The following is a 25,422-nucleotide window of genomic DNA, read 5'->3' on the forward strand; positions in this document are numbered from 1 at the left end:
TGGCTTATTGCTTGACGACACCCTGTCGATCAGCATCTTAACCCTGATCCTCTTCAGCACTGCTTGTTGGCGTGACCGTGTCGCTGGTGGTCGTTTCGGTGCTGCTCTCAGCAGTCGCGGATGGGGCTTCAGTACTTTGCTCCGTTTCAGAGATCTGGACGGTAGTCGTACTGGATGTTTCATCAACGGTAAGCATGGTGATGCTGGTTTCATTTTCCGTCACCGGCTCCGTTGCCGTCGTTTCCAAGGTGACATTGCCCGGCGCCTGTGGCGGGGGAGCAGGGACTCTGGGAACAGGCGGCAGGTCGCCGATATCCTCGAACTCGTCCTCCGGCAAGGCATCCCCGCCTTCTTCATTATCTTTATCTTCGGCTTCGTTTTCCTCTTCCCCCGGGGCACCCGTCGGAAGTGAGTGGTAGGGAAAGATCTCGTAGTCCGGCCGGTCTCCCGTCTCATTCGTGCCCAGGATCTGACTGATACGGCCCTTGATCAGGAAGGCGAAAACAATGATAAAAATCAGGGCGAGTCCCACGGCCGACAGGTAGACTATCTTGAACCGTACAAGGATCGGAGCTTTCCTGGATTTGTGCCCCGGCCGTGGCTTCCGGTTCTTCCCTATCCTGTCATTTGCGGCCGCCCGCCGGGGGCGGAAGTCCTTTCCCGATCCATGGTTCCCGTCCACAATTCACTCCTCCAGGGTCGCAACGCCGGTATTTTGTACGCTTATGATGTTATCACAATCCACCTCTTCCTGACGCCTTTGAGGGGGCTGTAAAAATCCGGCGCCGGATTTCCTGGTGCAGACTGTCACCTCCAGATCTCTGATGCAGGGAGTCCTTCCTTTCCCCCCGGCCTCCTGGGGAAGCAAGCTGGATCGGCGGCCACAGGGTCGAGGGCGGTCCAGGGGAAAGCACGTAGATCCTGTCGGACAAGGCCATGGCCTCCTCGATGTCGTGCGTGATCAGAAGAATTGAAAAGCCGAGCTTTTCCTTGTGTTCCAGCAGCCATTCATACAACTGGCCCCGTGTGATGGCGTCAAGGCCCGTAAAGGGTTCATCAAGGAGCATTAAAGCAGGTGAATACAGGTAGGTGCGCAAAAAGGCTGCCCGCCGGCGCTGGCCGCCCGACAGCCTGGCGGGATAGCGGAATTCCAGGCCTTTGAGCCCGAATATTCCAAAATAACCCGCGGCCTTCTCCCTTGCGGCCTGCTTGCCTTGGCCGGCAAGCACATAGGGCAGGGCGACATTATCGATCAGCCGCTTCCAGGGCAGCAGCATGTCTTTCTGAAGCATGTAGCCAATCCGAGTCCCGCGGACAATGCTTCCCCCCGCGTCCGGGTCAAGGCCGGTCAGGATGTTGAACAAGGTGGTTTTGCCGGTACCGCTTTGACCGAGAATGGAAACCAGTTCACCCTGGCGGAGCTCAAGGTCAATGTCGTAGAGAATCAGCTGGGAGCCGTAACGTTTTTCCAGATTCTCGCAGGAAAGGACGATGTCGCTCTTATTCATGGCGTTTCGCCTGCCAGGAAAGAACAGTCAAAAGCCTGCTCTGCATCCGCGGCCTGCTCGAGCAGGCCCCGCTCTTTCATCCAGCTTGCGAACCGGATCCAGGTCTCGCTCCGCATGATGCCCCAGTAGGGCGCCTCATCAATGTAGCGTGGGTTCAGGTAGAGCTGGCTCGCCATCAGAAGATCCCGGTTCAGGCCCGGGGCCGCTTCCAGAAGACTGTCAACTGCCGCCTGTGGATCCTCCATGGCCTCCAGGTAACCCTGAGCCGTCGCTTTCAGGAAGCGGCGGATGAGGTCGGGCTTCTCCCGGATCATTTTCTCACTTGTGATGATGACAGGCGAATAGAAGTCGAGATCCGCTTCAATGGCCTGTAAAGGAATAAAATTGATGGGATAATCTTCCAGTTCGCAGTTGATCCCGTCCCAGCCGTAATAGATCCAGGCGAAGTCGGCCTCCAGCTCCATGCTGGCCATGAAGTTGCCTGCCGACTGGTTGATGATGGTCACCTTGTTAAAGTCAGCACCCTCTTTCTCCATCAGGGTTCGGATGAAGGCCAGTTCCAACTCCGTCCCCCAGCCGCTGTAACGCTTTCCTTCAAAATCCCCCGGTGATCGAATGCCCCGGTCAAGGGGAGAGGCAAAGCCTGATGTGTTGCGTTGAATGACGGCAGCAAGGGCGACGATGGGAATGCCGGCATCCGATGCGCGTGCCTGAAGCACCTGTTCCTGGGCAGCCATGCCAAATTCCGCCGACCCTCCCGCCACCATTTCAATGAAATCCATGTCCGATTCACGGAATTCGATTGCAATTCCTTCCCGGGCATAGAAGCCGCGGTCGCGTGCCAGAAACAGGCCCGAGTGGTTGGTGTTGGGCGTCCAGTCAAGAGCAAATGTAATTTGATCCCTTGCTCCCGGCTTGCCGGGCCGGCAGGCCGCCACAAGGATAAGGAGGCAGAGAAAGGGGATCAGCAGGACAGGCCTCTTCATGAAATCGGCCGCCTTTCAGCCTTGCCGGCCGGGACTTCCCGCCAGGGCATGGCAAAGCGTTCAGCCAGGAGGGCCAGGCTGTAAAAGATCAAACTCAGGGCGACAATCCATAAAATGGAAGCAAACATGGCACTGTAGCGGAAGGATCGCTTCATCCGGAGCATGTAGATTCCAATTCCTTCACCGCCGCCGGCCCACTCGGCCAGAACGGCCGCCATCACACAATAGGTTGACGAAATTCGGACACCGGAAAAAAAGGAGGGCAGACTGGCAGGAAATTTCACATGCTTCATGACCTCCGCCCTTGAGGCACCCATGGTATGCATCATGCGCAGAAGATCAACATCGACGCTCCTCAGACCTTGAAGCAGGCTGATGGTAATGGGGAAGAAACAGACCAGGATGACCACAAAAAGCCTGGCTGCGTCACCGTATCCAAAAATGAGGACAACGACCGGCGTGATGACCAGGGTCGGAATGGTCTGTGAGATGACGATGAAGGGGTAGGCCGTATCGGACAGCAGTTTGAAACGATCCATCAGGAGTGCGAATGCTGTTCCCGTAAAAGCACTGAGCAAAAAGCCAAGTGATGCGATGCGAAGCGTGTGGATGGCCTGCCTGCTCATGATCGGAAAGTCTTCCACGAGTGACCGCCCGACTTGGCCCGGAGCAGGCAAAACATAGTGGCGGATCAGGCCTGCATCTGCTGACAGCTGGAAAACCCCGAGCAGGACGATCACCAGGAGAATGGGCGGCAGAAAGCGCCGCGCCAGCTGCTTGGCCGCTCTTCTACGATCGATGCGCTTGTCAGCCGGAAATAAAGGCAAATCCCGCTCCCTCCGCCGGCATGATCCGGATCAGGTTCAAGGGTCGACTCTCGTCCTCTCAGCCGCCTGCGGGCGACTCCCCTGCTTGTCTGATTATAGTCGGCCCTCTTCCCATTGTCAAAAAAGAGCCGCGCTTTCCTTTTAAGTATTTTTCATGATGACATGCTCGATGGTCTGGCTGACGGCCTCAAAATCGTCGCAGCAGCCTTCAAGCCGCCTGAAAACCTCAGTCCAGGCGATGACCTGGACCGGGTCGCCGCCTTCCTCATAAAGGCGGCGGATGCAGCGGACATAGACGGCATCCCCCTCTTCTTCCAGGTCGTTAATTTCGATAATGAAATGCCGGATGTCATTGGATTTGCGAAAATCCCCAAATTCGCGCATTATTCCGGCCAGCGCCAGGGAACAGGCCATGATGATCCTGCTGAATTCCAGGGCCTCCTCACGCAGCCCGGTGACATTGAACATATAAAGCCGCATGAGAACATCTTCAATTGAGTCAGTGACATCATCAATCATATTGGCTATTTCGAAAATATCCTGGCGTTCGATTGGAGTGATGAACTCACGCGCCAGCTTCCTGTTGAGATCATGCAGAGCCAGGTCGGCCGAATGCTCGATATCATGCATCTTCTCAAGTGAAGATGCCAGCCCCTCCGGTTTGTAGTCTTCCAGGGAAGCCGCCAGGAAGTCTGCCGCCCTCTTTGTGTAGGCAGCCAGATCTTCCAGCAGTTCGAAATAGTTGCTTTTCTTTTTTTTCCCAAACATAGGATTCACCTCTCAAAAAATGGCCGTAAACAACTTGGTCATGCCGTAGCCGATCAGGCCGCAACAGGGGAAGGTCAAAATCCAGCTCATGACCATATCACCGACAATTCCCCATTTGACCGATGACAAGCGGCCGGAGGCACCTACCCCGATGATGGCGGTCGTCTTGGTGTGGGTTGTGCTGACAGGAAGCCCCAGCAGCTGCGCCGCCAAAAGGCTGGCGCTGGCCCCGAGATCTGCCGCAAAACCCTGGTAGGGTTCCAGTTTGACCATGTCCATGCCGACCGACTTGATAATACGGTAACCGCCCACCGAAGTCCCCAGCGCCATGACAAGCGAACAGAGGATCATCATCCAGACAGGAACCAGAAATGTTTGGGCCTCTGTTTGACCTCGATTGAGAAAGATACCAATCATAAAGACTGCCATAAATTTCTGGCCGTCCTGGGCTCCGTGCATGAAGGCCATGCCCGCAGCCGCTCCGATCTGTGCCTTGCGGAAAACATGGGCCAGGTTGCGCCGGTCACGCCCGCCGAACAAGGCAGCTAGAAGGCGGGTGGTGACAAAACCCGACATGAAACCCAGGACCGATGACAGGAGCAATCCGTAGATCACCTTGATCCATTCAGATCCGTTGATGCCTGAAAAGCTGTTGTGGAGGGCGATAGCCGCGCCCGACAAACCCGCGATCAGGGCATGGCTCTCGCTTGTCGGTATCCCCAATCGGGAGGCCGCCGTTGCCCAGACAACGATGGCGAACATACCGGCGCAAAGACCGACAATACTGGCGTGGGCGTCATGACCAAAGTCGACCATATTGAAAATGGTCTCAGCCACCGTGGCATTGAGCATGGTCATGAGGAAGACACCTAGAAAATTCATGACGGCCGCAAGGACAATGGCCGCGCGCACAGAGATGGCCCGGGTCGATACGGCAGTCGCTATGGCGTTTGGCGCATCAGTCCAGCCATTGACCAGAATCACGCCCAGGGTCAGCAGCGTGGTGACGGCAAGCAAGGGATTGGATGCGACATCGCGCACAAATGAAAGAAAATCAATCGCCATCTTACTCTGCCGTGCTGAAAGCCCCGCTCCTAGAGGGTGGAGTTATTGGCGTTGTCGCGCTTGGGCATTCCGCCCCGCATGGCATCGAAAAGCGATTTGTCAGCCATGGAAACATTGATGGACGAAATAAACTGATCGTTGCTTCGCGTCTTCATCAGGAGATTGAGCATGGTCTCTGTCACCGCCGCCGTCTCCAGCTGGGAGAATGTCTTCCTCAGGATCCAGATGGCGTCGAGCTCTTTTTCGGACAGCAGCAGTTCCTCGCGCCGGGTGCCCGATCGCGTGATATCGATGGCCGGGAAGATCCGTTTGTCCGCCAGCTTGCGGTCTAAAATGACCTCCATGTTGCCCGTCCCCTTGAACTCCTCGAAAATCACCTCATCCATCCGCGAACCCGTCTCGATCAGGGCAGTCGCGATGATGGTCAGACTCCCGCCGTGCTCGATGTTGCGGGCAGCGCCGAAAAAGCGTTTGGGGCCATAAAGGGCGCCGGGATCCAGACCGCCCGACAGTGTCCTGCCGGTCGGGTTGATGGTCAGGTTATAGGCGCGTCCCATCCGGGTAATACTGTCAAGGAGAATAACCACGTCGTGGCCAAGCTCAACCAGGCGCATGGCCCGCTCCAGGACAAGCTCCGTGATCCTCACGTGATTTTCCGGCGTTTTGTCAAAAGTGGAATAGACAACTTCCCCCTCGATCGACCGCTGCATATCGGTCACTTCCTCGGGCCGTTCATCAATCAGGAGAACAATCAGTTTGGTCTCAGGGCTGTTGATGGTAATGGCGTTGGCGATCTTTTGCAAAAGGATGGTTTTGCCGGCCTTGGGCGGAGAAACGATCATGCCGCGCTGCCCTTTGCCGATGGGGCAGACCAGATCGATGACCCGTGTCGAAAGTTCCTCACGGACGGTTTCAAGCGTATAGCGTTCCCTGGGATAAATGGGCGTCAGCCGGTCAAAATGGGGCCGGCGAATCATCTTCTCGGGTGCCTCCCCGTTGACTTCGCGGATGTAAAAAAGTGCCCGGTAGCGGTCATTGTCACGCTGCTGCCTGACCGGACCAGTCACCAGATCACCTGTCCGCAGCCCAAAGCGCCTGACATATTGAGGAGGCACGTAAATATCCCTGCTGCTCTGAATGTAGTTTTCAATCCGCAAAAAGCCATAACCCTCCGGCATGACTTCAAGGACCCCGGTCATCAGTTCCTGCGTTTCGACTTGCTTTTCAGCCTCGCCTTCTTCCGGCGCCGCGGCGTCATCCATGACCGCTTCGTCCGGAGGAGGGGGGTCCACGAGCTCGGTATCTTCCTTTTCAGCCGGGGGAGCCGAAGCATTCTTCTTCCTGGGTGTCACTTTTGTCGCTTTCCGGGCCGGCGTTTTCCTGCCGGCAGGCGGAGACTCGACTGATTCTTTTTCTTCCCCCGCCTTCTGCGGTCCGCCCGGACCTGTATCTTCAGGCACCGCCAGTTCAGACTCTTCCTCCATGCGTGTCAGGAAGTCGATCAGCTGCTGCTTGGTCATCCTGCTTGTATCCGCCGGCGTCAAGAGGCCTGATATATGGGCAATTTCCGAAAGGTCTTTTTTTGTTTTCCCGCGAATATCAGGTAATGCCATAAATTTTCCTCTTCTTCTCTTTTCGATTAAACTTCACTTCCGAATACGGGTTACAGCCCGCCAAGCAACACACCCACGCCTCCCGCTTTCGCTCCTTCAATCATTTGAACCGGGGGGAACTTAAAATGGATCTTGGCTGCTATTCCCTGAAAATCGCTTTGCAGCTTCATCGTATCTCAAAGCCTGTCAGGGGGATCAGCGCAAGTATAAACAAGTCTCTCCTGCCCGTCAACACCTGGAACAAATCAAAGCCCGGCTATATCGGCGAAGCGGTCCATGATGTTGAGAGCGATGCCCGTACCGATGGCAACACAGGAAATGGGGTCTTCAGCGACAATGACCTCAATGCCGACCCGGGTCGCCAGCATCCTGTCAAGGCCGTAAAGCAGGGAGCCCCCGCCAGTCATGACGATCCCGCGCTGGCTCAGGTCGGCCATCAATTCGGGGGGCGTCTGCTCAAGGACGGAGTGAATGGCCTCGAAGATCAGGCTGACCGGTTCCTCCAGGGCCTCCAGCATCTCCGTTGAACTGATGGTCAGAATGGCCGGCATACCGGTCACGATGTTGCGGCCGCGGACCTCCATGGTCAGCTCTTCTTCGCGCGGATAGGCACAGCCGATATTGATCTTCAGCTCCTCTGCCGTCTGCTCCCCGATCAATACGTTGTGCCGGCGCCGGATGTAGCGGATGATGGCCTCATCAAATTTGTCTCCGGCAACCTTGGTGGAGGCGTCGACCACGGGCCTGCAAAGGGAAATGACTGCAATGTCAGTCGTGCCGCCACCAATATCGATAATCATGCTGCCGGAAGCCTGGGTGATGTCAATCCCCGCGCCGATCGCCGAGGCGATGGGCTCGCGGATCAAAAAGACCTCGCGCGCACCTGCGTGGCGGCAGGCATCTTCAACCGCTTTTTGCTCGACCGGGGTAATCACTCCGGGAACTGACACGACGATGGTCGGTTTGAAATAGCGGCCGAGAAAACCGGTGTTGACGCGACCGATGAACTCCTTCAGCATGATCTCCGTCACCTGAAAATCGGAGATGACTCCTTCACGAAGCGGCCGGATCGCTTTGACAATATCAGGCGTACGGCCCAGCATGAGACTGGCCCGTTCGCCGACGGCCAGCACCCGGCTGGTCCGCGTGTTAACTGCGACAACGGAAGGTTCCCTCAGGACGACTCCACGCCCCTCAACATAAATAAGAACGGTTGCCGTTCCCAAATCAATGCCTATATTCAGTCCAAGACCCATCGATGATACCGATCAACTAAGTGATTGTCAGAAATGGATGCCGCGATTGTCCGGCATACGGTGACATGATACAATAATTCGCGGACAGGGGCAAACATTCCCGTAGGCACAAGAGGGAAAAAGCGACCCCCTGTCTATTCGTTCAAACCTGCGTTTTATAGCTGACAGAGGCGGCCTGTGATTAAATTCGGCGGTTATATTTTCACCCTCATCCACCTGGCAGGTGCCTTCTTCCCCTCCGCGCTTTCCGCCACGGCCAGTTTCTTGACTCAGATCAGCGGTCACCTCGCTTTTGCACTTTTCGCCCTGCTGATCGCGCGTGGGGCCAGGCGGACTTCCAACCATTTTTTATATTTTGTCCGGCTCCTGGTTTCTGCCCTTGTCACTGAAGTCATCCTCTATACCGCCAGCAAAGAACTCGGCCTTTATTTCGCCGGACGCAATGCTCTCTTTACTTACGCCGCGTCGATCGCCCTGATTGCCGGCCTTTCAATGGCCATCGGATGCTATCAGGATCTGGTGGCCCATGCGGTCCCCGCGGGAGGCGAGATCGACAGGAAAATTCTCTTCGGCGTGCCTGTTAACCCGGGAAACTACAGGATGGCACCCGCCATGGGAATCGTCCTGGGTTTGGCAACGGCAGGACTGGCTCTCTTCGTCACCCTCTTCTTCAACTTTTCCTATGGCCTTTTTGGACTTTTCTACATCCTGTTGGCCTTCATGGCCATGAGGGAAGCCGCTTCCCCGCAACGCCCCGTCATACGGAATTCCATTTTCAGCACAAGAGGTGAATGCGGGCGTGCGCTCCTCTACCTAACGGCCCTTGCCGCAGTGGCCATCCTGCTCTCATTTGTCTTCATCAGCCTGAGAGCAAAGATCCCGCTCAGCTACCTGGCGACCCTGACCGCCATCCCCCTCGCAGCCATTCTGCCCGAGGGCCGGCCACTGTCACCTGGCGTTCGCCGTTTACCCTACGCCGCCCTGCCAGCCCTGACGGGGATCTTTTTTCTGCTCCGCCTCATCATTCGATAACAAGAAGAAACCTCCCGGTTCTTGCCAGGAGGTTCCACCTCACAGGAAAGCCTTGGCGGAGGGCAAGAGATTCGAACTCTCGATACCCTTTGAGGGGTACACGCGATTTCCAGTCGCGCTCCTTCAACCAACTCGGACAACCCTCCACATTACAGGCCGGCGCTGGCACATTGGCATTTCCAAAGCAAGGGAATTGTATCATCGGTCTTGATTTCCTGTCAATGTAACAGACCCGGGGCACCGCCGGGTCTGTCCATCAATTGGAGGAGAAAAGTATGAAAACAGAGCTTCAACTCTTGTCTATGGCAGCATTGTACGATGCATAGATTGCCAACCTGCTAATCAATTATGAATAAAGAGAGAACAATTGAGCGGAAATCCTCTTTAATGTCATATAAGAGCTCGCGTGTCACGAGTTCGTCATGTTACCGTGCTGCTTCCCATCCGGACTCCCTAATCCAGGTGGGTGAGCGCATCGGGGTTAAGAGCCGCCTGGTCAGCCGGTCTGTCAATCAGGAAACCGCCGCCCGGTGTCGCAATGCGGAGCGTCACCGGTCTTTTTGATGATTCGAAGGAGGTGTCTTTGAGATCAACCACCTCTGCCCTGACCTGGCAGTACAGATCGAAGAGTTCAATGCTTTCCCGGGCTGAAACATCTTCCGGCAAAATGAGGACGACATCGGTACCGGTCATCCCCTGGACCCGGATGTCCTTTTCTTTATCGAGGGTATAGCTCAGCTTACTGACAAAGCTGTCGGTGATGGCCGCTTGCCGGTGGTTGCGTTTGGCGATCAGGGGGAAGGCCACCGCACTTAAGATGCCAAGGACTGCAACAGTCAGGGCTGAATACAGGACAATGACCTTGACCGGTATCTTCAAACTGGGAACTTTTGACTCCGGCAACTGGTAGCCATCTTCTTTTTTTTCGGCTGTGACCGGCGCCGCGGGCTGCGCAGTGACGGCAGATCCACGCCGGGGCCGTCCGGCTGCAATTGGCGGTCCCTGGTATTCGGGTTGTTTTTCGTTGGGGAAAGTAAACAGTTCCGGGTTTTCCAGCGCCTTGAAAGCCTCTTCGCTGTCAAAAACACAGTCGCAAAAAAGGCAATGACCCTTGGGTGTATCCGGATCCAAAAAGAGGAGGGATCCGCAGTTGATGCAACGACCTTCTTTAAAAGCCATGACAGACTCCAGTTCTCAAAAAATCAGTCGCCTGGGGCCGGCAAAACAGCGTCCGGCAAATCAAGCTAGATTATTCTAACACACTGACCTGCCCCGTGATATATGATGAAGTCGAGGATCAGTGACATGGATGAGCGGAATTCACAGGCTTACACGGAAGACCAGCTTTCTTTTTTTATGGAGGAAGCCCTGGCACAGGCCCGGCTGGCGGAACTTGACGGGGAAGTACCGATTGGGGCCGTAATCGTTCAGCATGGTCAGATCATCGCACGGGGGAAAAACAGCCGGGAAGAGTCCCAGGATGCTACGGGCCACGCGGAGATCGACGCCATTCGGCAAGCCTGCCATCAAACCGGCAGCTGGCGCCTGAATGACTGTGATCTTTTTGTCACCCTGGAGCCCTGCCTTATGTGTGCCGGAGCTATCATTCAGGCACGGATCCGCCATCTCTATTTCGGGGCCAGCGATCCCAAATCCGGCATGGCAGGATCAGCCGGCGACGCCTTTGCGCTTCCTGCCAACCACACCGTCCGGATCACGGGCGGCCTCCTGGCTGGACCATGCGGGGATCTTCTTCGCTCTTTTTTTGAAAGGAAAAGAAATAAAATATGATAAGCTTGTCTCCGGCGCCCCGAGACACAAGCGCCTGGTTATTCCATACCGGGACGGAGTTTGTTCATTGAAGTGGAAACGAAAAGATAAACCAACAGACATTCAGCGGCGCGGCTGGCAGGGCCATTTCCTCTTTTTACTGGGTATGCTGCTGAGCCGTCTCTTTCTCCGCCTGCGTTACCTGGGCAGGGATCATATTCCCCGCCGGGGTTCCTACCTGGTCGTCGCCAACCACCAGTCCATGGTGGACGGCCTGTGGATTATGGGGGGCATCCCCTCCAGCCAGCTCCCGCGCTTCTCCGTGATCGGCGGATCCGACCTTGAACAAAGCTTCGGCCTGACAGGCAGAATTCTTTTTCGTGTCGGCAAAGTCATCCCGATCGACCGCCACGGCAATCCACTCCGGGGACTGCTTCTTGCCAAGAAGGCCATCGAAAAAAACACCATCGTCATGATTCATCCTGAAGGAACCCGGACGTATGATGGCCGGATCGGTGAGATGAAAAACGGTGCGGCCTACCTGGCCAAAAAGACCGGAGTTCCTGTCATCCCCGTCTACATCAACGGCGCCTTTGATGTCTTTTCCAGGCACATGTCCATGCCCCGCCCGATCGACTGGAAACGGTTCCGGCGCAAAAAGGTAACCATCGAGTTCTGTCCTCCCATCGATCCAGCTGTTTTCAAGGATGTCGATTCTCTGATGGAGGCCATCAGCCAGACACTTCTCCAAAAAGAAGAGGCAGCTTTGGCGTTGGGGGAAACAACCCGGTAAACCCGCTTAACTTTTCTTGATCCATGGCAGGATCGGCCCGATTCTGCTTCTGCGGATGCGTCCCGAAAGAAGGATATATTCCGGCTCATAACGCTCCTCTGTCACACTGCCATACTCCCGGGCATGGGCGACAATGCCCGCCTGAGCATAAGGAAGGGCGGCACAGAATTCAACCAGTGTCTCATCAACAAAGCGGGCCAGTCTTTCCTTTAACTGCACCAGGCCCTCTCCCGTCAAAGCTGAAACCTGCACGATCCTGTCTGCATCTTCGTGCCGGAGGGCTACCATCACGTCGTGATAAGCATCGGGTCTGACCTGATCCATCTTATTCAACACATAGATCAGGGGCAGCATGCCGGCGCCCAGATCGTTGAGCTGATGCTGGACCACTTCAATCTGCGAAGCCGCGTCGGGGTCCGACATATCACAGACCAGCAGAATCAGGTCGGCGCTTGCGGCTTCCTCGAAAGTCGCCCGGAAGGCCTGGAGCAAAAAATCAGGCAGATCCCGGATAAAACCGACTGTATCTACAAGGATAAGCGACAAGCCGTCATGGATTTCAATCCGCCTGGCTGTCGGGTCAAGCGTCATGAACAACTGGTCACCTGTTGCCAGTTCGGCATCACTCAGCTTGTTCAGCAGTGTTGATTTGCCCGCATTGGTATAACCAACAATGGCTGCGGTAATCATTTCACGGCGATGGCGCAAAGCTCTGGATCGCTCACGCCGCCCTTCCATTCTCCTAAGCTGGCTCCGGAGGACGCCCATCCGCTTGCGGATGACGCGCCGGTCCTGCTCCAGTTTGGTTTCGCCCGGTCCCCGTGTTCCGATACCCCCGCCAAGACGTGACAGCTCCACGCCCCGGCCTGTCAATTGAGTCAAACGATAACGGAGCCAGGCCAGCTCGACTTGGATTTTTCCTTCGTCAGTCCGTGCCCTGTCGGCGAAAATGGACAAAATCACATTGACCCGGTCACTGATCCTGATCTTGACCGCATCAGTGATCCCCCGGGTTTGTGCAGGCGTCAGCTCGCCGTCAAAGATCAGATAAGTTGCCTCTTTCTCCCGCGCTAATTCAGCGATTTCAAGCAACTTGCCCGACCCGACAAAGGTCAGGCCGTCCGGCTGCTCAAGGCGCTGAATGACGCGGCCTTTCACAGCAAATCCATTGGTCCCCGCCAGATCCTCCAGCTCGTCCAGCGACCGGACGACAGCGTCCTGGGAGCGTTTCCCCGTGTCCACGGCCACAAGCAGGGCACCTGCGGCTTCTTCTCCTGTGCCAGACATGGGGGATCGGTTCTTGTCTGTTTGCATCTTTTCTATTTCTCAAGCTTCTTTTTTGATTGATCTTTCCGCAGCTTTTTGACGGCTCCGAAAAATCGATTCAGCGCTTATGCTATCTTCAATAAGAGGAACAACAACGCGACAGACATTCCCCGTGAGGTAGCTGCCATGCATCCTGTCCCCCACCCAAACACTCCCTGCTTCAAAAGGCAACTCAAGCCGGAACCGGCCACCTTTCCGCCTTTATCCCGCCATCCCGGACCCGACAATTGTCGTATTACCGACGGCATCTGGGTCGGTTATATGATCCGGCGGGAAAGGCAGCGCCGCCACGTGACTCAGCAGATCATCGCCGGTGAGCTCGGTTATGGCATGAGCGCCATCTCCACCATTGAGTCCGGAGGGAGTTTCTCAAACATTCGGCGGACCCGGAGCGTGCTGGGTCTGCTCGGCATCGAAACCAGCCTGTGTCTGGCGGCAATCAGCGCTCATGAGTCGATTCACCGTCTTCTTGAGGCTCATAAGCGTCAAAAGGAGGAATCAAGGCCCGCGCTGTATCGTCCTTCAAAGACTCCGCCGCAACCTCCATATCTGCCAACCGTTGCGGATAGAGCTTGCGGCAAGCCTGGTCAAGTGCCCGGATCATGGCCGGCCCTTGGGGCAAATCAGAAAGCGCGGCCAACAGGGGAATCATGGCCAGATAAACATCCGAAATGATTTTGTTCTCTTTTTCCTTGGCTTTCATCCGCATCAGGCCAAATAGTTTTCGGCCGAATCCATCGTCGTCGCGGCAGATGGTGAGGTATTTGGCCGCCGAATCAAATAAATGCAATTCCAGCAGGGCTTGACTTTCATCGCCCGCATCTTGCAGGACCTCTGTCAAATCTTTTTGTGAAAAAAACCGCTTTAACTCCTTGCTGGCACGTTTTCGCTCGCTCCGGCCTCTTGTTCCAGCTGCGAAAACATGGCAGTAGAGCCAGGGTTGCAGGAAGCGGTCGCCCTTTTCCCTTTTCCCCGAAAGCTCAAAAAATCTGAATGCTTCCATCCGCTCATCGATCAGTTCTTTTTCGGGGCCGGCCTCTCTGGGATCTTCCACTGGAATCACCTCCCGCTCTGTTTGCTTGCTGCTGCTTCGCCCTTGACCATTCTATGGTATCAGATCATGTCCGCAGGCGCTTCATCAGGCAGTTCTTGTTTGCCATCCTTTTCCCCCCTCCCAAGAAGCTTGCCGCCTTTAAGCCTGAAATAAATGACGTAAGCCAGCAGAAGGATGGTCCAGGAAACCGGATAGGCCATGATAATGGCATCAAAACTCTGCCAGACAGGGAGCACGGCAAACATCCAGATGACCCGGACACCTGCCATGCAAACAAGGCTCGCGGTCATGGGGAAAATGGCATGACCCAGGCCGCGGAGCGTCGCGCCCATGACCTCTGTCAGGGCAAAGATCCAGTAGAAGGACAAAATCACCATCATGATATGAGTCGTATAGTCCATGACCAGCGGATCCGGATTGAAGGCTGCTGCAATAAGTCGGCGGAAAAGGATGAAGAGCCCGGACAGGGATGCAACCAGGATCAGCATGAGCAGGAGACCCTGCCGCAGTCCCTGCCTGATCCGGTCATGGCGGCCGGCGCCCAGGTTGGCGCCCACGAAGGTCATGACCGACAGCGCCAGGGCGCTGATCAGGACAAAAACGAAGCTGTCACTCCTTGAAGCCGCTGAAAACCCTGCCACGGCGTGCTTGCCGAAGCCGTTGATGAAGGTCTGAACGAAGACATTTGAAAGCGCAACAATGAAAGCCTGGAGTCCTGCCGGCACACCCACCCCGAGCGATCGGAACAAGATGGCCGGGTGAAAGGAGATGTCGCGCAGAAAAAGGCGGAAAGGGGTCATGCTGGATGCCAGGCTGAAAGTCACCATCAAGGCGGTAATGGTCTGGGCAATGACATAAGCCCAGGCGGCACCGGCCACCCCCCACCTGAAAAGCCCCACAAAGAGGAGATCGAGCCCGATATTCAGAAGGACGCCAAGCGACAGGAAAACGAAAGGATGGCGGGTATCACCGACACCCCTCAAAATTCCCGCCCCGATGTTGTAAACGGTGACCGGCAAAGTTCCCAGGAAATAGATGCGGAGATAAGTTATTGAGTAAGGGAGAATTTCTCCTGGCGTACCCATCACGCGAAGGAGAGCCGGTGAAAGGAAGAAGCCGGCTGCCGTGAGGAGCAGACCGCTTGCCAGGGCAAGCGCGTAGCCGGTGTGGACAACCTTGTAAAGACCGTCAAAATCCTCCGAGCCGTTGACCTGAACCGTGACGACCGAGATTCCGGTCGCAAGACCTACCGCCAGCCCGATCAGCATGTTGATGACTGAGGTGGTCGCGCCAATACCCGCCATGGCATCTACGCCGCTGAAGTTGCCGATGATCATCAGATCAGCGACACTGTACAGTTGCTGCATGAGGTTGATCAAAACCAGGGGCAGGGCAAAAACCAGGATCTGCTTCCAGACAATCCCCTGGGTCAAATTGATGTTTCGCACCCTCATCGAACAATTCCTCTATGGCAAGCAGCTCCCAGCCGGAGGGGTCCGGCATTCATCCGGGCCAGGGCTCAGGCCCGCTCCGGCCGGGAGAGGAGCAGAAGCCACTCGCGAAGCAGCTTGCAGGCGACAGCAGTCGAAGCGCCTGAGGGGTCCAGCAGGGGAGCCAGCTCCATCAGATCTGTTCCGACCACATTGAGATCCGCCAGAAGCGTCAGAGCCTTGAGCAGTTCGCTGAAGGTCGCGCCGCCCGGTTCCGGCGTGCCCGTGCCGGGCAAAAAAGACGGATCAAGGACATCCAGATCCAAGGTGACGTACACAGGCGCATCCTTGACGGTTTCAAAAAGTGAAGGAATCTCCTCGAGCGAAAAAGGATGGAGATCCCCATATTCCCTTGCATAGTCAAATTCTTCACGCAGGCCCGACCGGATCCCGAAAGAATGGATCCTTCCGGATCCGAGAAGCTCATGGCAGCGGCGCATAACGGAGGCATGCGACCATCGGCTGCCCAGATAATGGTCGCGAAGATCCGTGTGCGCATCAAGCTGAACCAGATGAAGGCCGGGATAGCACCCGGATGCGGCCCCGACAGCACCGAATGTCAGGGAATGGTCGCCTCCGATCATGACCGGGATTTTTTCTTCACCGGCAATGGACCGGCACAGGGCCCGCACACGGGCAAGGGCCAGCTCCGCATCACCAGAAGGCAATTCCAGGTCCCCCAGGTCACAGACCTTGCTCTCTTCAAGATCACGGTCCAGGGCGGGGCTGTAAGTTTCCAGCCCCCATGAATCGCGGCGCATGGCGGAAGGGCCGAAGCGGGCACCCGGCCGGAAGGAGGTGGAGCTGTCGTAGGGCGCGCCAAAGAGCACCAGCTGGCTTTCCTCATAGGGCCGGTCGCAGCCGCAGAAGGACCGGCCTTCAAAAGCGAGTGATTCATTCATCGCCATTGTCCTCAATGGCAGCCTGCCTGAAAACGGTATCAAGAATTTCACCTTTTTCCAGCAGACGGCGGACGTAGGTGGGAAGGGCGAAGGCCCCGGCGTGGAGGGCCGTATTGTAATAGCGTGTTTCGATTCCCAGCTTCTCCCAGCGCTCAGGATCCAGATCCCGGACAGGGTGATAGCGGCTGGACATAAAGCCAAACAGCCAGTGACCTGCAGGGTAGGTGGGAATATGGGCCTGGTAGACCGCAGCAATGGGGAAGATGGCGGATGTTTTCCTGTAGATCGCTGCCGCCTCCTCGGCATCTTCCCTGAAATAGGGTCCTTCATGCTGGTTGACCAGGATGCCGTCCTCCTTCAAGGCATGGCGGCAGTTGCTGTAAAACTCCCGGGTGAAGAGGCTCTCGCCCGGGCCGAAGGGGTCGGTCGAATCAACAATAATCAGGTCGAAAACGTCATGATAGCGCCGGACATAGCGAAGCCCGTCTTCATGGATGAGCGTGAGCCGCGGATCATCAAATGACAGGGAAACGGTGGGAAGGTACCGTCGGGAGACTTCAACGGCCATCGGATCAATTTCCACCATGACAATATCCTCAATCTCAGGATACCTGCAAAGCTCGCGGACCGTGCCTCCATCGCCTCCTCCGATTACCAGCGCTTTCCGGACCGCCGGGTGCACAGCCATAGGGACGTGAGTAATCATCTCATGATAAATGAATTCATCCTTTTCCGTCAGCATGATGAAGCCATCCATGACCAGAACGCGGCCATACTCCTCCGTGTCCAATACCTGGATCTCCTGAAACCCCGAATGCCGGGAGAAGAGCTGCCGCCTCACACGAAAACTGATCTTCATATCCGCCGAGTGATACTCACTGAACCAAAGCTCCATGGTCAATCCCTCCTATTCAATAACGACTTGCAGGTGCTCGACGGCAGGATCCTCTGTCCCCGTCATCCTGCTGCCCATTTCCCTGGCGTAGCGAATGTATTCAAGTGCTTCCTGCGTCACGCATTCGCCTGGCGCCAGGATGGGGATACCGGGCGGATAGCACATGACCGACTCCGCTGCAATCCGGCCCAGGCTGGTCTCGAAAGGCAGGCTTTCAGACGATGAATAGAAAGCTTCAGCCGGCGTCATGGCAACACAGGGTGTTATGTATTCACTGACCAGGTCGCTTGCCGGCTCACAGCCATGCGTAAAACGGATGTCAGCCAGGGCAGCAATCAGGCGTTCAATCCCAACTGGCCTGTCACCGACAGACAAGATGGCCAGAAAGTTGTGAAGATCGCCAAACTCGATCTGGATGTCGTAGTCGTCGCGAAGCAGGTCGTAGACTTCCACACCCGACAGTCCCATAGCCCTTGTATGAACGGGAAGCTTGCAGGTATCAAAAGCGAAAAAGGCCCGGCCATCGCACTTTTCCGCCCCGAAGGCGTCGAATCCGCCGATTGCATTGATCTCATTTCTTGCGTAATCGGCATAGTCAATGACACGCCGGTAAATCGACCGGCCGCGCAGCGCAAGATTCCGGCGGGTAATATCAAGCGAAGCCAAAAGTAGGTAGGATGCGCTGGTCGTCTGGGTCAGATTGATGATCTGGCCTATGTAGCCGCGCTCGTTTCTCACACCCTGACCCAGCAGCAAAAGGGAGCTTTGTGTCAGCGAGCCGCCTGTTTTGTGCAGGGAAACGGCGCTCATGTCAGCCCCGGCTTCCATGCCTGACAGGGGCAGCTCTTCTGAGAAATAGAAGTGGGTGCCGTGGGCTTCGTCCACCAGGACCCGCATGCCTGAAGCGTGCCCCAGCTCGACCAGGGTCTTGAGATCGGCACACACACCGTAATAGGTCGGGTTGTTGACCAGGATGGCTTTGGCATCCGGATGCGCTCCAATGGCGGACGCGACATCCTCGACGGCCATGCCCAGGGGAATGCCCAGTTTCTGGTTGACCGAGGGGTTGACATAGACCGGAACAGCCCGCGACAAGATCAGGGCATTGATGGCGCTCCGATGGACATTTCGCGGCATGATGATCTTGTCGCCCGGTGAACAGGAGGAAAGGATCATGGCTTGGACCGCCGAGGTGGTTCCGTTGACTAAAAAAAAGCAGCTGTCCGCGCCAAAGGCATCTGCGGCCAATTGCTGTGCGTCCGCAATGACACCGGACGGGTGGATAAGGGAATCCAGCATTTTCATGGCGTTGACATCAACTGACAGGCATTGTTTGCCCAAAAATGCCGTCAACTCTTCGTTGCCCCGCCCCTGCTTGTGACCGGGCACATCAAAAGAAACCATGCGCCGCTTGCGAAATTCGACAAGAGCCTCGTAAAGCGGAGCCTGTTTTTGGTCAAGGGCGTAGCGGCCTCGGATGGGTTTACTCAAAGATGTTGCTCCCGTTATAGATCTCGAGCATCTCGCGCTCCAGGGCGAAACGGATCTCGTCCCGCTCCCCTTCCGTCAGCTGGTCAAGATCAAAGCTGAAGATGTAGTCGTCCAGATCAATGTCGCGGACCATCATCCGGGTATGAAACAAATTGGAGTGATAGACGTTGACGTCCATGGCATTGTAGCGGCTGAGAGTCTCCGGGCCGATGAAGTCCTGGATGGAACGGACGGGATAATCGAGAAAGTACTTCCTGCCGGCGGTGTCCCGGGTGAACCCCCTCACCCGGTAGTCGACCGAGATAATGTCTGAATCGAAGCTGGCGATCAGGTAGTCGAGAGCGGCCAGCGGGGTGACCCGGCCGCAGGTCGATACGTCGATGTCCACCCTGAAAGTGGAGACCGGGCGGCTGGGGTGCGACTCGGGAAAGGTATGGACTGATACATGGCTGGTGTCCAGGTGGGCCGTGATGCTGGCCGGGGGAACTTCCAGGATCCCCCGGTTGTTGGTCGGGTCAATCTCTGTTTCCAGAAGCGGGCCGTCTGCGATCAGGATATTGACCGAGGCGCCTTGGGGTTCATAATCCTGCTTGGACAGATTAAGGATATGGGCCCCGATAATTTCAGTCAGATTGCGCAGAATCCTTGTCAACCGCTCTGAGTTGTATTGCTCGTCAATGTATTCAATGTACTCCGCCTTCTCACGATCCGTGCGGGCGTACGATATATCATAGATATTGAAGCTCAGTGACTTGGTCAGGTTGTTAAACCCGTATAGCTGCAAATTTTTTTCCACTCTTTGCCTCCACAAAACAAGCGAATTTTCGCTTTCTATCTTATCACGGCAAAGGAGAAAAGGGTTAGGCCAGGGCGGCGATAAACTCGTCCATTCCCCGCTTCAGGTATTTCTCTGTCGTCGGATCGAGGCAGTCGCCCTCGGGCGAGAATTTTTCATGGACCCGGCCGATCTGCAGCTGTCTTGTAAACAGGATGGCCTCCACTCCCGGTGCGGCCAGGATCTGGGTCAGATGCATCTGGGCGCGTATGGTCCCGAAACGGCCTGTGCTGCCTCCCAGCATGAAGATCAATTTGCCCTTGATGGCCTGTCTGCTGCGCGATGCCCAGTCAATCAGATTTTTTAAGACACCTGGAACCGAATGGTTGTACTCCGGCGTGATCATGACAATTCCGTCCGCTTCCTGGAAATGACGGCGCATTTCGACGATCTCCGCCGGCGGATCCAATTCGATATCCATGTTATACATGGGGATTGTTTCAAGCGGAAAATGCGTGATTTCGACGGTGTCGCCGTAGTTTTTGTCAAACCAGCGCGCGATGCGCTTGTTGTTGGATTGCTGGCTGATGCTGCCCGTCACGATTAAGATTTTCATGGCTTCTCCTCCTTGCTGGAAACTTGCTGTTCAGTACACACTGTGTGCATATCTTAGTGGGTAAGGAGACAAAAAGCCGTTTCAAAGGTCCCGGTTTAAAAAACCCCGGTCATGGAGCCGGGGTTTCAGGCTGGCGTCCCAGGCAGGAATTGAACCCGCATCCGCAGCTCCGGAGGCTACTGCCTTATCCATTAGGCCACTGGGACGTGCTCCGCCATTTTAGTACAGAAAGGGGGAAACTTCAAGAATTCCGTTCCGCCTCTTCAAAGAGAGAGCGCAGGATACCTGCGGTCAGCCGTGGTTTTTCCGCTGCCCTTGATACCAGAATGAGGGGCCGGTAACCCGCCTTGAATATCAGCGGGTATTCTTCGCGGCTGCAGGTCAGCAGACTGGCAATCAGATCCATGGCGTCCGAAGCACCTTCCGACAAGAGCAACTCCACATCCTTGCCGTCCGTCCGGATACGGGAAAAACCAGCTCTTTCGCCGAAAGCCCGAAGGTAGGAGATATCGAGAAGTGACACCGCCACCCGCGGCGGATCTCCGTAGCGGTCTATCAATTCATCCAGCACATCCCGGTAGTCGTCGATCCCGCGGATGGAGGCAATACGCCGGTAAATCTCCAGCCTTTCCCCGCTCTCACGGACATAGGAAGGGGGCAGGATAGCGTCGGTCGGTAAATCGACCACGGTGGCCGGCTTTTTCTCCGGGGCCGGGCCGCCTTTCTCTTCCATGACCGCCTCTTCCAGCATTTTGGTGTAAAGATCGTATCCGATGGCCTCCATGTGCCCGCTCTGCTCAGCACCAAGCAGGCTTCCCGCCCCGCGCACCTCCAAGTCGCGGAGGGCAATCTGAAAACCCGACCCCAGCTCCGTGAAGTCACGGATGGCAGTCAGCCTCTTTTGCGCGGCCTCGCTCATAACCCGGCCGGGCCGGTAGGTGATCAGGGCGTAGGCCTGCCGTTCGGATCTCCCCACCCGCCCCCGCAGCTGATAAAGCTGCGCCAGGCCGAACCGGTCGGCATCCTCGACGATCAAGGTGTTGACATGGGGCATGTCGATCCCTGACTCAATGATGGTTGTACAGACCAGAACATCGAATTCCCCCTTGATAAACTGACCGATGACCTCTTCCAGCTGCCGTTCCGGCATCTTGCCATGTGCAATACCGAAGCGGACCCCGGGAAGCCTGGCCTCCAGTTCAGCCGCCCGTCCGTTGATGCGATGGGTGTTGTTGTAAAGATAAAAAACCTGGCCATGGCGGGCCTGTTCTCGAAGAATGGCATCCAGGATGAGATCCTCTGAATATTCAATGACACTGGTGTGCACCGGCAGCCGGTCTTCGGGACCCTCCTCCAGAAGTGAGATGTCCCGGATACCTGAAAGCGACAGATGCAGGGTTCTGGGGATGGGGGTTGCGGACAGAGACAGGACCTCCACCGAGGGGGACAGGGCCTTGAGCATTTCCTTGTGATCGACCCCGAACCGCTGTTCCTCATCGATAGCCAGGAGGCCCAGGTCCCGGAAGACGACATCTTTTGAAAGCAGCCTGTGGGTCCCGATCACGATATCGATTTCCCCCCTGGCCAGGCCGCCGATGGTATCCTTTTGTTCAGCGGGGGGGGCGAAGCGGGACAACTGTCTGACCTTGATGGGAAAACCCTGAATTCTTTCCAGCAGGTTGTTGTAGTGCTGGCTGACCAGGACGGTGGTGGGAGCCAGCAGGGCAGCCTGCTTGCCCTCCATGACACACTTGAACAGCGCCCTGAAGCAGACTTCGGTTTTCCCAAAACCGACATCCCCGCAAACAAGACGATCCATGACCTTGTCGCTCTCCATGTCTTCCTTGATCTCCGCAGTCACCCGCAGCTGATCTTCCGTTTCCTCGTAGGGAAAAGAGGACTCAAATTCACCTTGCCATGGGGTATCGGTGGCATAGACATGACCCTTGATGGATTGGCGTTCGGCATAGAGTGCGATGATATCGGTCACCAGGCGCCGGATGGAACTGCGGGCCCGATCCTTCTGTTTTTGCCAGTCGGTACCGCCAAGTTTCGACAGTTTCGGCTTGGATTCACCGACGTGAAGATAGGGGGTCAGAAGTTCGATCCGGTCAACCGGCAAGTGCAGCAAGCCGTCGCGGTAACTGACCGTCAGGTAGTCGCGTTCGCCGTCACTGGTGGAGATGGTTTCAGTTCCCCGGTATTGACCGACTCCATAGTCTTCATGAACGACCAGGGAGCCCGGTGCCAAATCGGTGAAAAAAATCTCCCGCCTGGACCGCCGTCTGGTCCGGCGCTTTTTTCTGCTGAGACCGAAGAGGTCATGGGTCCCCGCAAGCAGGATTGATTCCCCGGGGAAAACACAGCCCCGGGGCAGTGACCCCGGCAGGACCGCCGCGGACAAGAGATCGTGTTCCGCCAAATAAAGAGAGAGCTGACTGGCCCGGTCATCTGTGCCGGCATAAAGCAAAGCGGTTCCCTTGTTGGACAAGACTTCTTTCAAGTGTGACGCCAGCCGTTCGGGCTGATTACGATAACTGTCGGACGGACGGGTCCGCCAGGCGATTTCCGCTGCACCCGGCAACCCGTTCCCGGAGGCCGGCAGGTCGATCAGCGCCAGGAAGGATTTGGCGGAATCGATGACCCGCAGCAGTTCAGACGGCTGGAGCTGGCAATCCTTCGAACTGGCGAAGGTTTCGCCCCGTTCCATGTAACCTGAAACGCGCAGGGCAAAGCCCGCGTGCGCGGCATCCAGTCGACGGGAAAAAGTCAGGGGTTCATCCAGGAAATAAAGCGTCTTTCCCTCTGCCACGTAATCGAGCACCGTGTAGGGATCAGGTTCAATAGCCGGAATCCAGCGGTCCAAGGCAGGAAAGAAGATCCGCTCCCTGAGCCGGTCGATATCGTGCTCCCCCGACTGTTTCAGGCGTTCGGCTGCCTGACTTTGAAGGCCTCTTTGACGTGCCGACAGGACCTGCTCCCCGATAAGTTCCGCCGCAAGCCTGGCTGTCTGCTCCCATTCTCCATCCAGGAGGGGAAATTCACGCGCCGGCGACACGATAAAGGAGTCAATCACCCTAACCGAGCGCTGGGAATCGGGGTCCAGTATTTTCAGCTCATCAATTTCGACGTCAAAAAAAGAAATACGGGCTGCCTGGGAAGGCAGCCCTGAAGGGGCCGGCGCCCAGATATCCAGGATGTCGCCTCTCCTGGCAAACTGTCCGGGGTTTTCCACTTGGGGAACACGTTCGTAGCCAGCCTTGACAAGCCTTGCTTCGAGAACCTCGGGGTCAATGCGCTGGCCCGTTGTCAGCCGGATAACAAAGGACTTGAAAGTCCCGGGGGATCTAAGCCTTTGCAAAGCCGCGTCAGCCGGCAGGATCAGGGCGCGGAAGTTCCCTTCCGAAAGGCGGGTCAGAATGGAGGCCCGTTCCAGCTCGGTCTCCCGGCTGACCGCCCGCGCGTCATAAAGGCATAATTCGCGGCCATGAAAGGTCAGCACCTCCTCCTGGCCAAGAAAAGCCGACAGCTCCTCCCCCAAGGTCCGCGCCCTGGCCTCATCGGGAACCAGCACCAGGGCCGGTCTTCCCTTTTCTTCGATCAACGAGGCGATTAGGAAAGATTTGGCCGGATCGGTCAGCCCCGATACATTGGCGGGTTTGTCTTCCTCGACCAGGCGGCCGAGTTCCCTGCCGGTTTTCGAGGTCAACAAAAGACGGGAGGCCTGTGCCCAGACCCTCCCGGGGCCAGCTTGCCGTGTGCCGTCCTGTGCGGTCATCATGCTTTTTTGTTGTACTGCTCCTGGGCTTTTTGCTGCTGTCCTCTCACGATGAGTTCAACTGCGTCGCAGGCGTCAGCAAGAGCCGCCTCCAATTGAGCCCTGGCTGAAGAGGGAATTTTGGATAATACAAAGGCTGCGGCGTCCTGGCCCTGGATGGGGCCAATCCCGATGCGGATGCGGATAAAAGAACTGTTTGGCAAGTAAGAAAGAATCGATTTCATCCCCTTATGGCTGCCGGCGCTTCCCTGATCGCGGATCCGGATCCGGCCAAGCGGAAGGTCGAAGTCGTCATAGAGGACAATGAGCCGGTCAGGGCAAATCCCTTCATAAGCCATCGCTCGTGAAAGACTGTCTCCCGACAGGTTCATAAAGGTGTTGGGCAAAAGGACGCGGACCTTGTGGCCATCGATGAAACCCTCGCCCGTCAAACCCCGGAAACGTCTTCTTTTGATCCTGATCCCATGCCGCAGCGCCAGCATTTCGCCCGCCATGCGGCCTGCATTGTGCCAGGTCCCATCGTAGTGCTTCCCCGGGTTGCCCAATCCGGCGACAAGCCAGCCATCCCCGCTCATCGGAGTGCCCCTTCCGCCTCATCTTCCTGTTTGCCGGTAAAGAGGGACAGCTGTTCGCCCCGCCATGGCGAAAAAGTGCTGGGGATTTCACTATAAAAAGGGTCGCTGCAGAAAAAGGGGCGGGAGCAGGCATAGCGGGGCGAAACATGAAGGACATAGTCATGTCCCGCCTTTGCTCCTTCACTGGCCAGGTAGTCCCTGACGGTGCTCAGGGCAAGTTCCGGCAGGTTGTTTTCTTCTGAAAGATGGGAGAGCACGATGGCTTCTGTGCCATGGCGGACCAACCAGGAGGCAGCCCGTGCCGACTCCTGGTTTGAGAGATGGCCCGCAGGACCTGCGATCCTTCTTTTCAGGAAGTGCGGATAGGAGCCCGATTCCAGCATATGGGGGTCGTAGTTGGATTCCAGATGAATGATCCGGCAGCCGGTCAGGGCCTCTCGGACCGTTTCCGAAAAATGCCCCAGGTCTGTTGCGATTCCGATATCCCCAAGAGCTGTCCCGATCCGGAAGCCAACCGGATCGGCCGCATCATGCGGGATTGAAAAAGGGGTGATGACTGTCCCTTTAACAACAAATGGACGGCCCGGCTCAATCAAATGGAGCAGGGAATCCGCAACCCGCCCCAGTTCGCCCCTGACGGCCTGGTAGGTCTTCCCGGTCAGGTAAAGCGGGATCTGGTGACGGCGCATGACAACACCGATGCCCGCGCAATGGTCAGTGTGTTCATGAGTCAGTAAGAGGGCGTCCAGGGTGTGCGGCGATTCGTCAATGGAATGGAGCGCCCGGTCAAACTGGCGGCCGTTGATCCCGCAATCGACAGCGAGTCCTGCTGACTCCGTGCGGATGAAGGTCGCATTGCCGCTCGAGCCCGACCGAAGTGATACAGAAAATACTTCCATGAA

At 56.4% G+C, this 25,422-nt stretch carries 23 protein-coding genes, 2 tRNA genes and 1 riboswitch; of the genes, 3 read left to right on the plus strand and 22 right to left on the minus strand.

Annotated elements, in window-relative coordinates; genetic code table 11:
• Positions 1-37 precede the first annotated feature (37 nt).
• The 8 genes from GX839_02960 to mreB form a co-directional block, all read right to left on the minus strand.
• Positions 38-682, minus strand: coding sequence for a hypothetical protein (locus GX839_02960; protein ID NLB04427.1), 645 nt, complete (start codon positions 680-682; stop codon positions 38-40).
• Positions 683-734: 52 nt separating this feature from the next.
• Complete coding sequence (locus GX839_02965) at positions 735-1,508, minus strand: ATP-binding cassette domain-containing protein (GenBank protein ID NLB04428.1); 774 nt, start codon at positions 1,506-1,508, stop codon at positions 735-737.
• Positions 1,505-2,494, minus strand: a complete 990-nt coding sequence (locus GX839_02970; protein ID NLB04429.1) for an ABC transporter substrate-binding protein — start codon at positions 2,492-2,494, stop codon at positions 1,505-1,507. The genes GX839_02965 and GX839_02970 overlap by 4 nt, the downstream gene beginning before the upstream one ends.
• Entirely contained in the window at positions 2,491-3,321 is an 831-nt protein-coding gene (locus GX839_02975; GenBank protein ID NLB04430.1) for an ABC transporter permease, read from the minus strand. Before GX839_02975 ends, GX839_02970 begins: the two co-directional genes overlap by 4 nt.
• Positions 3,312-3,414: riboswitch (TPP riboswitch) on the minus strand. (Overlaps the previous gene by 10 nt.)
• Before the next feature lie 48 nt (positions 3,415-3,462).
• The gene (locus GX839_02980; GenBank protein NLB04431.1) at positions 3,463-4,089 is read right to left on the minus strand and encodes a DUF47 family protein; all 627 of its coding nucleotides are present in this window, start codon (positions 4,087-4,089) and stop codon (positions 3,463-3,465) included.
• Between the two features lie 12 nt (positions 4,090-4,101).
• The gene (locus GX839_02985; GenBank protein ID NLB04432.1) at positions 4,102-5,154 is read right to left on the minus strand and encodes an inorganic phosphate transporter; all 1,053 of its coding nucleotides are present in this window, start codon (positions 5,152-5,154) and stop codon (positions 4,102-4,104) included.
• Between the two features lie 29 nt (positions 5,155-5,183).
• A complete protein-coding gene (locus GX839_02990; GenBank protein ID NLB04433.1) occupies positions 5,184-6,767 on the minus strand; it encodes a transcription termination factor Rho in 1,584 nt (527 codons plus the stop codon).
• Positions 6,768-7,012: 245 nt separating this feature from the next.
• Positions 7,013-8,023 (minus strand): rod shape-determining protein MreB, encoded by a 1,011-nt coding sequence (gene mreB / locus GX839_02995; GenBank protein NLB04434.1) that lies wholly within the window; start codon positions 8,021-8,023, stop codon positions 7,013-7,015.
• 177 nt (positions 8,024-8,200) lie between these two features.
• Between mreB and GX839_03000 the strand changes: the two genes are divergently transcribed.
• Positions 8,201-9,055, plus strand: a complete 855-nt coding sequence (locus GX839_03000) for a hypothetical protein (GenBank protein NLB04435.1) — start codon at positions 8,201-8,203, stop codon at positions 9,053-9,055.
• Positions 9,056-9,108: 53 nt separating this feature from the next.
• On the opposite strand, the gene GX839_03005 is transcribed toward GX839_03000, so the two are convergent.
• Both GX839_03005 and GX839_03010 read right to left on the minus strand, forming a co-directional pair.
• Positions 9,109-9,201 (minus strand) — tRNA-Ser (locus tag GX839_03005).
• A 307-nt stretch (positions 9,202-9,508) separates the two neighbouring features.
• The gene (locus GX839_03010) at positions 9,509-10,234 is read right to left on the minus strand and encodes a hypothetical protein (protein NLB04436.1); all 726 of its coding nucleotides are present in this window, start codon (positions 10,232-10,234) and stop codon (positions 9,509-9,511) included.
• 177 nt (positions 10,235-10,411) lie between these two features.
• Between GX839_03010 and GX839_03015 the strand changes: the two genes are divergently transcribed.
• Both GX839_03015 and GX839_03020 read left to right on the plus strand, forming a co-directional pair.
• Positions 10,412-10,846 (plus strand): nucleoside deaminase, encoded by a 435-nt coding sequence (locus GX839_03015; GenBank protein NLB04437.1) that lies wholly within the window; start codon positions 10,412-10,414, stop codon positions 10,844-10,846.
• Positions 10,847-10,913: 67 nt separating this feature from the next.
• Positions 10,914-11,618, plus strand: coding sequence for a 1-acyl-sn-glycerol-3-phosphate acyltransferase (locus tag GX839_03020; protein ID NLB04438.1), 705 nt, complete (start codon positions 10,914-10,916; stop codon positions 11,616-11,618).
• Between the two features lie 6 nt (positions 11,619-11,624).
• On the opposite strand, the gene hflX is transcribed toward GX839_03020, so the two are convergent.
• The 12 genes from hflX to GX839_03080 form a co-directional block, all read right to left on the minus strand.
• Positions 11,625-12,905, minus strand: coding sequence for a GTPase HflX (gene hflX, locus GX839_03025; protein ID NLB04439.1), 1,281 nt, complete (start codon positions 12,903-12,905; stop codon positions 11,625-11,627).
• A gap of 478 nt (positions 12,906-13,383) precedes the next feature.
• Complete coding sequence (locus GX839_03030) at positions 13,384-13,998, minus strand: hypothetical protein (protein ID NLB04440.1); 615 nt, start codon at positions 13,996-13,998, stop codon at positions 13,384-13,386.
• Positions 13,999-14,057: 59 nt separating this feature from the next.
• On the minus strand, positions 14,058-15,452 hold the full coding sequence (locus GX839_03035; GenBank protein ID NLB04441.1) for an MATE family efflux transporter: 1,395 nt from the start codon (positions 15,450-15,452) through the stop codon (positions 14,058-14,060).
• Positions 15,453-15,517: 65 nt separating this feature from the next.
• Positions 15,518-16,390, minus strand: a complete 873-nt coding sequence (speB, locus tag GX839_03040) for an agmatinase (GenBank protein ID NLB04442.1) — start codon at positions 16,388-16,390, stop codon at positions 15,518-15,520.
• Positions 16,383-17,285 (minus strand): polyamine aminopropyltransferase, encoded by a 903-nt coding sequence (gene speE, locus GX839_03045; GenBank protein ID NLB04443.1) that lies wholly within the window; start codon positions 17,283-17,285, stop codon positions 16,383-16,385. The genes speB and speE overlap by 8 nt, the downstream gene beginning before the upstream one ends.
• Before the next feature lie 12 nt (positions 17,286-17,297).
• Positions 17,298-18,764: an aminotransferase class I/II-fold pyridoxal phosphate-dependent enzyme gene (locus GX839_03050; GenBank protein ID NLB04444.1), complete on the minus strand. Its 1,467-nt coding sequence runs from the start codon at positions 18,762-18,764 to the stop codon at positions 17,298-17,300.
• Between the two features lie 4 nt (positions 18,765-18,768).
• Positions 18,769-19,572: an adenosylmethionine decarboxylase gene (speD, locus tag GX839_03055; protein NLB04445.1), complete on the minus strand. Its 804-nt coding sequence runs from the start codon at positions 19,570-19,572 to the stop codon at positions 18,769-18,771.
• Between the two features lie 64 nt (positions 19,573-19,636).
• Positions 19,637-20,167 carry an NAD(P)H-dependent oxidoreductase gene (locus GX839_03060; protein NLB04446.1) on the minus strand — a complete coding sequence of 177 codons (531 nt, stop codon included), beginning with the start codon at positions 20,165-20,167 and terminating at the stop codon, positions 19,637-19,639.
• A gap of 131 nt (positions 20,168-20,298) precedes the next feature.
• A tRNA-Arg gene (locus tag GX839_03065) sits at positions 20,299-20,373 on the minus strand.
• A 35-nt stretch (positions 20,374-20,408) separates the two neighbouring features.
• Positions 20,409-23,948: a transcription-repair coupling factor gene (gene mfd / locus GX839_03070; protein NLB04447.1), complete on the minus strand. Its 3,540-nt coding sequence runs from the start codon at positions 23,946-23,948 to the stop codon at positions 20,409-20,411.
• Entirely contained in the window at positions 23,945-24,520 is a 576-nt protein-coding gene (locus GX839_03075) for an aminoacyl-tRNA hydrolase (GenBank protein NLB04448.1), read from the minus strand. Before GX839_03075 ends, mfd begins: the two co-directional genes overlap by 4 nt.
• Entirely contained in the window at positions 24,517-25,419 is a 903-nt protein-coding gene (locus tag GX839_03080; protein ID NLB04449.1) for an MBL fold metallo-hydrolase, read from the minus strand. Before GX839_03080 ends, GX839_03075 begins: the two co-directional genes overlap by 4 nt.
• Positions 25,420-25,422 lie beyond the last annotated feature (3 nt).

Origin of the sequence: Fastidiosipila sp., assembly GCA_012511175.1 — a bacterium.
Lineage (GTDB): Bacteria > Bacillota > Clostridia > Saccharofermentanales > DTU023 > UBA4923.